The organism is Kitasatospora sp. NPDC058965, assembly GCF_042741245.1.
Classification (GTDB): domain Bacteria; phylum Actinomycetota; class Actinomycetes; order Streptomycetales; family Streptomycetaceae; genus Kitasatospora.
The window spans coordinates 1-8,185 of record NZ_JBHYKG010000355.1 but is presented as its reverse complement, the minus strand read 5'-3'; the positions used below and the strand labels follow the sequence as shown (position 1 = coordinate 8,185).

The 8,185-nt window shown below is 73.5% G+C and carries 6 protein-coding genes and 1 tRNA gene; 4 read left to right on the top strand and 3 right to left on the bottom strand.

Annotated elements, in window-relative coordinates; genetic code table 11:
• Positions 1-287: 287 nt before the first annotated feature.
• Positions 288-3,263, bottom strand: coding sequence for a BTAD domain-containing putative transcriptional regulator (locus tag ACFW1A_RS35330; RefSeq protein WP_380416606.1), 2,976 nt, complete (start codon positions 3,261-3,263; stop codon positions 288-290).
• A 409-nt stretch (positions 3,264-3,672) separates the two neighbouring features.
• Positions 3,673-3,757: transfer RNA gene (locus ACFW1A_RS35325), tRNA-Leu, on the bottom strand.
• Between the two features lie 216 nt (positions 3,758-3,973).
• Here ACFW1A_RS35325 and ACFW1A_RS35320 point away from each other — a divergent pair.
• The 3 genes from ACFW1A_RS35320 (at position 3,974) to ACFW1A_RS35310 (ending at position 6,889) form a co-directional block, all read left to right on the top strand.
• Positions 3,974-5,299, top strand: coding sequence for a M20/M25/M40 family metallo-hydrolase (locus ACFW1A_RS35320; protein WP_380416603.1), 1,326 nt, complete (start codon positions 3,974-3,976; stop codon positions 5,297-5,299).
• 302 nt (positions 5,300-5,601) lie between these two features.
• Complete coding sequence (locus ACFW1A_RS35315) at positions 5,602-5,796, top strand: chaplin (RefSeq protein ID WP_380416612.1); 195 nt, start codon at positions 5,602-5,604, stop codon at positions 5,794-5,796.
• A 199-nt stretch (positions 5,797-5,995) separates the two neighbouring features.
• The gene (locus ACFW1A_RS35310) at positions 5,996-6,889 is read left to right on the top strand and encodes a chaplin (RefSeq protein ID WP_380416601.1); all 894 of its coding nucleotides are present in this window, start codon (positions 5,996-5,998) and stop codon (positions 6,887-6,889) included.
• Positions 6,890-6,955: 66 nt separating this feature from the next.
• Here ACFW1A_RS35310 and ACFW1A_RS35305 read toward each other — a convergent pair whose 3' ends face one another.
• Positions 6,956-7,138: a DUF5703 family protein gene (locus ACFW1A_RS35305; protein ID WP_380416609.1), complete on the bottom strand. Its 183-nt coding sequence runs from the start codon at positions 7,136-7,138 to the stop codon at positions 6,956-6,958.
• Between the two features lie 422 nt (positions 7,139-7,560).
• Here ACFW1A_RS35305 and ACFW1A_RS35300 point away from each other — a divergent pair, with 422 nt between their 5' ends.
• A complete protein-coding gene (locus ACFW1A_RS35300; RefSeq protein WP_380416598.1) occupies positions 7,561-8,166 on the top strand; it encodes a hypothetical protein in 606 nt (201 codons plus the stop codon).
• Positions 8,167-8,185 lie beyond the last annotated feature (19 nt).

Here is an 8,185-nt window from a genome sequence, read left to right as displayed (position 1 = left end):
CGTTGGACAGGGTGTAGACCGTGGTCGGGCGGTCGGGCGAGGCGAAGGCGGCGCCGGGGGCGCCGACGGCGGCCAGGGCGCCGCCGAGCACGGCGGTGACGGCCAGGGCGGCGCGGCGGCGCGGGTTCTTCGCAGGGGTCTTCACACCAGGCTCCTCAGCGGGAAGGGGACTTCGTGAGGACCACACTGCGGCCCCGGGGGCTGCCGCGGGAGCCCGTGGGGCGGTTCGCCATCACCCCGTAAGGACGGGGAAAGACCTCGGTAAGGACTGGCCCGGACCGCTGCCGTCACCGGGCCGCGAGGCGGGACCGGACCGTTTCGAGCTGGGTGGTCGCGTCCAGCTCGGCGAACAGGGCGGCGCTGTGCTCCCACTGCTCCCGGGCCGCGGCGGGATCGCCCAGCGCCAAGTGGTCGTCGCCGATCCGCAGGTGACAGCTCGCCAGCGAGAACCGGTCCCCGATCTCGGCGCAGATCTCGCGGGCCTGCCGGTGGCGGGCGAGGGCCCCGGCCGGGTCGGTCGCGCGCTCGACGTCGCCGAGACCGTTGAGCGCGACCAGCCGCCGGGTCCGGTCACCGGCGGCGGTGGCCATCGCCAGTGCCTCGTGCAGCAGTTGCGCGGCCTCGTCGGGTCGGCCGAGCTCGTGCAGCGTGATGCCGAGGTTCGCCAGGGCCCGTCCCTCGGTGACGTGGTCGCCGACCTCCCGGGCCAGCGCGAGGGCCCGGCGGTGGTACGGGACGGCCCGCTCGAAGTCCCCCGTCTGCTCGCAGACCGAGCCGAGGTTGGTCAGCACGATCACCTGGCCCGCCCGGTCACCCGCCGCCTCGTAGGAGGCCATCGCCGAGGTCAGGTGGTCGATCGCCTCCTGATGGCGGCTCAGGTGGGCGTAGGTGACGCCGAGGTTGGTCAGCACCCGGCGCTCGCCGGCCCGGTCCTCGATCGCCCGGAAACCGGCGAGCGCGGCCTGGAAGGAGTCGATGGCGTCCGGGTACCGGCCCAGCAGCCAGTACGACCCGGCCAGGTTCGTCTGGGCGGTGGCGTGCCCGGCCGCGTTGCCGGTGGCCGTGGTGGACTCGGCGGCCGCGCGGTGCAGGGTCAGCGACTTGCCGTAGTGGCCGTAGTGGTCCAGGTAGCGGGCGAGGATCGAGGAGAGGTCGCTGCTGTGCCGGGTGGCGGCCGCGACGGGATGGGTGCCCGCGGTGATCAGGTTGGTCAGCTCGGTGTCGAGCCAGGTCCGGGCGCCCTCGTCGCCGTCCAGCGGATCGGTCGGCGTCGCGGGCCTGGGCGGGTGCGGGCGCCGGTGCGACTCGTGCGGGTAGAGGATGTCCGCCGCCGCTGCCGCGGTGTGGCCGTAGTAGGCGAAGAGCCGCTCCAGCGCGGCCCGCCGGTCGGCCTCGGACTCCTCGGCGCGGGCCAGCCCGTGCGCGTGGTGGCGCAGCAGGTCGTGGAAGGTGTAGCGGCCGGGGGAGCGCTCGATGAGCAGGTGGTGCTCGTGCAACTCGTCGAGCAGGTCCTCGGTGTCGGCCAGCGGCAGCTCGGCGAGCGCGGCCAGGGCGTACGCCGAGAAGTCGTCGCCGGGGTGCAGGCCGGCGAGCCGGAAGAGCCGCTGCTGGTCGGTGTCCAGGGCGTCGTAGGACACCGCGAAGGCGGCGGCGACGCTCTGGTCCTGGGTCCGCAGCTCACCGGGCAGGCCGATCCGGTCCCGCAGCCGGGCCAGCAGGTGGGAGGGGGTCCAGGTGCTGCGGTGCGCCAGGCGGGCGGCGGTGATCCGGATCGCGAGGGGCAGGCGCCCGCAGAGCCGGACGATCTCGGCGACGGCGTCCTCCTCGCCCCCGATCCGCTCCGGGCCGCAGATCCGGCCGAACAGCGCGACGGCCGGGTCCCGGTCGAGCACGTCCAGCGAGAGCGCGCCGGCCCCGGCGAGCGCCGGCATCCGGCGCCGCGAGGTGACCAGCACCAGGCTGCCGGGGGAGCCGGGGAGCAGCGGCCGGACCTGGGCGGCGGTCACCGCGTTGTCCAGCACGATCAGCAGGCGGCGGTCGGCGGCCTCGGTGCGCCACAGCACCGCGCGCTCCTCCGGGTCCGCGGGCAGGGCGTCCTCGCCCACGCCGACGGCGCGCAGCAGGCGGGCCAGTGCGGTGCCGGGGTCCAGCGGGGTCTGGCCGGGTGTGAAGCCGTGCAGGTCGATGAAGACCTGGCCGTCCGGGTACCGGTCCGCCAGGGTGTGGGCGACGTGCACGGCCAGGGCGGTCTTGCCGACCCCGGCCATCCCGTCGATCGCGGAGATCACCACGGCGTTCGTCGCCGGGGCGGCCGCCGCGGCCAGCAGGCGGTCCGTCTCCGGGCCGCGGCCGGTGAAGTCGGCCACGTCCCGGGGCAGGCTGTTGCGCGGCGTGTACCCGGCCGGGGCACCCGCGGCAGCCGGCGGCGGCGCGGCGGCGGTGTCCTCGTCCTCTTCCGCGTCCCCGGCGCCGTCCGGGCCGGGGTCCACCGGCGCGAGCAGCGAGGGGTCCGCGCCGAGGATCCGGCCGTGCAGGTCCGCGACCTGCGCCGAGGGCTCGATCCCGAGCTCCGCGACCAGGCGGGTGCGCAGCTCCTGGTAGACCGCGAGGGCCTCGGCCTGGCGGTCCGCGCCGTAGAGCGCCAGCATCAGCTGACCGTGCAGCGCCTCCCGCAGCGGGTGGGCCCGGGTGAGCCCGCGCAGTTCGGCGACCAGCTCCCGGTGCCGGCCCAGGCCCAGGTCCGCGTCGATCCGGTCCTGCCAGGCCTTCATCCGGGTCTCGTCGAGCTCGTGGGCCCGCGCGGCACCGTCCAGGCCGGGCGGCAGGTCGGTGAACGGCTCTCCGCGCCACAGGTCCAGCGCGCTGCCCAGGGTCCGCCGCGCCGCCGCGACCCGGCCCGCGCGCAGCTGCTCCGCGCCGAGCCGGCAGCCGTCGAGGAACACCTCCACGTCCAGCTCGCCGGGGTCGGTCGCGACCAGGTAGCCGGGCGCCGCGGTCCGCAGCCGCTGCCCCGCCCCGTCGCCCAGCAGCCGGCGCAGGCGCAGCACGTGGTTGCGCAGCCCCGGGCCGGCCGCGGACGGGCGCTGCTCGCCCCAGACTGCCGACGCCAACTGCTCGGCCGGCACCACCCGGTTCGCGTGCAGCAGGAGCATCACCAGCACCGTGCGCGGGATCCCCGAGGGCAGCACCACCTCGTCGTCCCCGACGCCGACGCTCACCGGCCCCAGCAGGTTGAAGCGCACCGGACCAGGACGTTCACTCATCGGTTCCCCGCTCCAAGGCCCGGATGTTGCGGCGATCTTACAGCCGTCAGACGGGCCGCGAATAACGTCCGGAACGCCGCGGGGCGTGCTCCCGGGAGGTCGGCGGACCCCCGGGCGAGCCCCGCGGCCGACAAGCACGCGGCCGGCCGCCCGGGCCCGCCGCAGGGCGCCCGGTGCCCGGCACCGGAAGACGAAGGACATCGCGTGGACACCGCAGGACACCCGCCCCGCCCCGCACTGCCCCCGGCGGCGCGACGCCGACGGGTCTGGGGCGCCGCCGGCCCGCTCCGCCGCACCCGCTGACCGGGCCGTGCCGGTGGGCGCCACGGTCCCGGGCGTCGTGGGGAAAAGCGTCGCGGGGAAAACGAGAAGTGCCGGTCGAGATCGCTCTCGACCGGCACTCGTTCGGTGTCCGAGGGGGGACTTGAACCCCCACGCCCGATAAAGGGCACTAGCACCTCAAGCTAGCGCGTCTGCCATTCCGCCACCCGGACGGGGTGTCGTCCGCTCGGCTTCTCGTGCTCGGTGGGCCGCGCTGACATGGGTAACTGTAGCAAAGAGTGGCTCGGGGGCCCAAAAGCTTTGGGGTGTGGGGGTGGCCGGCGGGTGGACGGCTGGGATCGGGGAGGTTGTGGCGGCCATTTCCTTGGGGCCGGGCGGTGGCTGGGGGAGGATGGCGGGACGTTGAGCGGACACGACGAGGAGTGGGTGTGAGCGAGTCCAAGGCGCAGACGGGTGTGACGGGGGAGTCGGAGGTCGCCGAGATCTGCCGTGACCTGATCCGGATCGACACCAGCAACTACGGGGACGGCTCCGGGCCGGGCGAGCGCAAGGCGGCCGAGTACGTGGCCGAGCAGCTCGCCGAGTTCGGGCTGGAGCCGAGGATCATCGAGTCCGCCAAGGGGCGGGCCTCCACCGTGGTGCGGATCGAGGGCGAGGACCGCTCCCGCCCGGGCCTGCTGATCCACGGGCACACCGACGTGGTGCCGGCCAACGCCGAGGACTGGACCCACCACCCGTTCTCCGGGGAGATCGCGGACGGCTGCGTCTGGGGGCGCGGCGCGGTGGACATGAAGGACATGGACGCGATGACGCTGGCCGTGGTCCGCGACCGGCTGCGGACCGGCCGCAAGCCCCCGCGCGACCTGGTGCTCGCCTTCCTGGCCGACGAGGAGGCCGGCGGCAGCTACGGCGCGCGGTACCTGGTGGACAAGCACGCGGACCTGTTCGAGGGCGTCACCGAGGCGATCGGCGAGGTCGGCGGCTTCTCCTTCACGGTCAACGACAAGGCCCGGCTGTACCTGGTGGAGACGGCCGAGAAGGGCATGCACTGGATGCGGCTCACGGTCGAGGGCCGGGCCGGGCACGGGTCGATGGAGAACGACGACAACGCCATCACCGAGCTGTGCGAGGCGGTGGCCCGGCTCGGCCGGCACCGGTTCCCGCTGCGGATCACCAAGACCGTCGAGGCCTTCCTGAACGAGCTCTCGGACGCGCTGGGGGTCAAGCTCGACCCCAATGACATGGACGAGACGCTGCGGGTGCTGGGCGGGATCGCCAAGATGATCGGCACCACGCTGCGCAACACCGCGCAGCCGACCATGCTCGGCGCCGGCTACAAGGTCAACGTGATCCCCGGGCAGGCCACCGCGCACGTGGACGGGCGCTTCCTGCCCGGCTACGAGGAGGAGTTCCTGGCCGAGCTGGACAAGGTGCTCGGGCCCCGGGTGAAGCGGGAGAGCCTGCACACCGACAAGGCGATCGAGACCAGCTTCGACGGCGCGCTGGTGGAGGCGATGCAGACCGCGCTGCGGGCCGAGGACCCGATCGCCCGGGCGGTGCCGTACTGCCTCTCCGGCGGGACCGACGCGAAGTCCTTCACCGACCTGGGGATCCGCTGCTTCGGCTTCGCGCCGCTGCAGCTGCCGCCGGAGCTGGACTTCGCCGGCATGTTCCACGGGGTGGACGAGCGGGTGCCGGTAGACGGCCTGAAGTTCGGCGTGCGGGTGCTCGACCGGTTCATCGACGCCTGCTGAGCCGCCGGTGGTGGGGTGAGCGGTCCGTCCACCACCGTGTTCCGTCCACCACCGTGTTCCGTCCACCACTGTGTTCCGTCCACCACTGTGTTCCGTCCACCACTGTGTAAGGACTATTGTCCTTCGATCATCCGAGCGACTGATCACCTCAAGGGGTGAATGCGAAAAGCAGGCCGTTCCCCCATTCGGCAGAGCCTCGTTCACTCCTGTGGCGGCACGGTCGACCGTGCCGCTCGGATCATCAGGAGGAAATAGTGAACGTCAAGAAGATCGCTGCTGTCGCCGCCACCGCCGGTGGTCTGATGCTGGCCGGTGCCGGGGTCGCGGCCGCGCACGGTGGTGCGGGTGCCGAGGGCGCGGCCTTCGACTCGCCCGGCGTGCTGTCCGGCAACGTCGTGCAGGTCCCGGTGCACGTTCCGGTCAACGTCTGCGGCAACACCGTTAGCGTGATCGGCCTGCTGAACCCGGCCTTCGGCAACACCTGCGTGAACGGCTGACGCGGTAGCGGCGCGCACACGCGCCAAGAGGGGCGCCCCGAGGTGGGGGCGCCCCTCTTTCGTCGGCAGCGCCGCTCTGAAACCACCTGATCGGGTGAGGAGGGGCTGGTTGGCTCAACCTTTTCGGGCGGTGGTCGTTGAGCAGTGGGCGGGAAAAGCGTTCGTCGGAATTTCCGACCATCACATGTGAGGGGTACCTATGCGACAGGTTGCCAGAAAAGGCATTCTCACCGCCGTCGCCACCGGCAGCGTGCTGGCCTCCACCGCCGGCTACGCGTACGCCGCGGCCGACGCGGAAGGAGCGGCGGCCAACTCGCCCGGTGTCGCCTCGGGCAACACCGTCTCGGTGCCGGTGGAGGCGCCGGTCAACGTCTGCGGCAACACGGTGGACGTGGTCGGTCTGCTGAACCCGGCCTACGGCAACCAGTGCGGGAACAGCTCGCACGGCGGCGGGCACCACGGCGGCGCGCACGGCGGATCCAACGGCGGTGACACCGGGGGCGCCAACGGCGGTTCCGGGGCCGGTGGCGGCGGCAGCTCCGCCGGCGGCACCGAGAACGGTCCGGGCTCCACCGGCGGCACCGAGAACGGTCCCGGCGGGTCCGGCGACCACCGCGGGTCCGGCGACCACGACCACGGCCCGACCGCCGGCAGCTCGGCCTCCGGCGTCAGCCAGGGCTCTCCCGGCGTGGCGTCCGGCAACACCGGCCAGGCCCCGGTCGACGTACCGGTCAACGCCTGCGGCGACACCATCGACGTGATCGGCGCCCTCAACCCCGCGATGGGCAACGACTGCGCCAACCACGGCCCGGTGGTGGCTCCGCCGCCGGCACCGACGCCGCCCGGCTGCTCGCCCGGCGAGAACTCGCCGACCTGCCCGCCCGGCCCGCCGGTCGCGCCCCCCGTGGTGCAGAGCGGGGGCGGCACCCGCACCGCCGTGCAGCCGGTGGCCGCCCAGGCGCCCGCCGCGCAGGCCCCGCAGACCCACCTGGCCTCCACCGGGGTCGAGGGGCTCGGCATCGTGGCGCCGGTCGGCCTGGCGCTGCTGATCGGCGGCGGCGTGCTCTACCGCCGGGCCCGCAGCGCCGCCTGACCCGCCCCACCCCGTTCGGTCGGCGTCGCAGCTCGGCTGCGGCCGCACCTCAGGGTCGTCTCCACCTCAGGTGCGGACCTGCCGGATGATCCGGCGGCGCAGCAGCACGGTGCGGCTGCCGTCCGGGAAGAGCCGGAGCCGGTCCAGCTCCCAATGGCCGTATTCGGCGTGCTCGGTGAGTAGTTGGCGGGCTGCGTTGCGCGACGTGCTGCGCGGCAGGCGCAGCGACTGGTACTCGTACTCCGGCAACCGGACCGGCTTCGGTGGGATCAAGTTCGCCTCCTCAGCGACGGGCGACTGGCTGGGCCGGCGCACCCCCGGGTGCGCGGCCTGCGGCTAGCGTACGACCTGGCACGGACGGTGGCGCCGGTCCGGATCGGACTGGTTCAGATACTGGCCGGTTCCTGTTCACGTCCCGTCCAGCTCCGGTCCGGAGCTGGACGGGAGCAGGCTGCGCCACCGGCCGACCGGTCGGCGCGGACACTGCTCACAAGCCGTCTGATGCATGATCAATTCCCGCATCGGGAGAGCTTTTCCGACGGATTCCTACCCACCTCGGCGCACCCGAAAAGCACACGGTTCGGACATCACGGGTCAAGTTGCCAGGGTTTTGCAAACTCGACGGGTAACCCCTGTGCACCTCGGGCCCGGGTACGGATAGCGTCTGTCCCATGTCTGATGCCGCGCAGCTCACCCGCACCGAGGTACGCGAAGCCGCCGAGGCGGTCAAGGCCGCCATCGACCGCCATCTCGAAGCGGTGTCCAGTACCACCGAAGCCGACGACCCCGCGGTCTTCGCGGCGTACGAGGAGCTGGCCGCGGCGGCCATCCACTACGACCAACTGCTGTACGAGGTCTACGACGAGGTGACCCCGTTCGAGGTCCCCGGCGACGGCGGACCGGGCAGCTACCGGGGTCCGCAGGAGCCGGAGGCGATCAGCGTGCTGATCCGCCGCGACTACCGGATCGCCGACCCGCGCCGGCTGCGCGCCCAGGCGGAGCGGCTGGAGGACTCGCTCGGCCCGGTGCCGGGCCAGCAGGAGGGCGTGCGGGCCGCGGTCGGCGTGGTGTTCGGCGAGTACGAGCCGGACGAGATCGCCGCCCGGGCCGAGGAGTTCGGCCTGGAGGAGGCCGACTCCACGCTCTGGGTGACGGCCGCCGAGTCCGGGGAGCCCGGCGAGTGGCTCTCCGAGCCCTTCGACAGTCCCGATCCGCACCTGCTGCTCTGCCGGTTCGACGTCAGCGAGGTCTACGACGAGGACCCGGACGAGGAGTAGGGCGTGAACGGGTGGGGCC

Excerpts from the sequence above, each read along its gene's own strand:
- ACFW1A_RS35330 (WP_380416606.1), bottom strand. The coding sequence starts at position 3,263 with ATGAGTGAACGTCCTGGTCCGGTGCGCTTCAACCTGCTGGGGCCGGTG.
- ACFW1A_RS35315 (WP_380416612.1), top strand. The coding sequence starts at position 5,602 with ATGCTGGCCGGTGCCGGGGTCGCGGCCGCGCACGGTGGTGCGGGTGCC.
- ACFW1A_RS35310 (WP_380416601.1), top strand. The coding sequence starts at position 5,996 with ATGCGACAGGTTGCCAGAAAAGGCATTCTCACCGCCGTCGCCACCGGC.
- ACFW1A_RS35300 (WP_380416598.1), top strand. The coding sequence starts at position 7,561 with ATGTCTGATGCCGCGCAGCTCACCCGCACCGAGGTACGCGAAGCCGCC.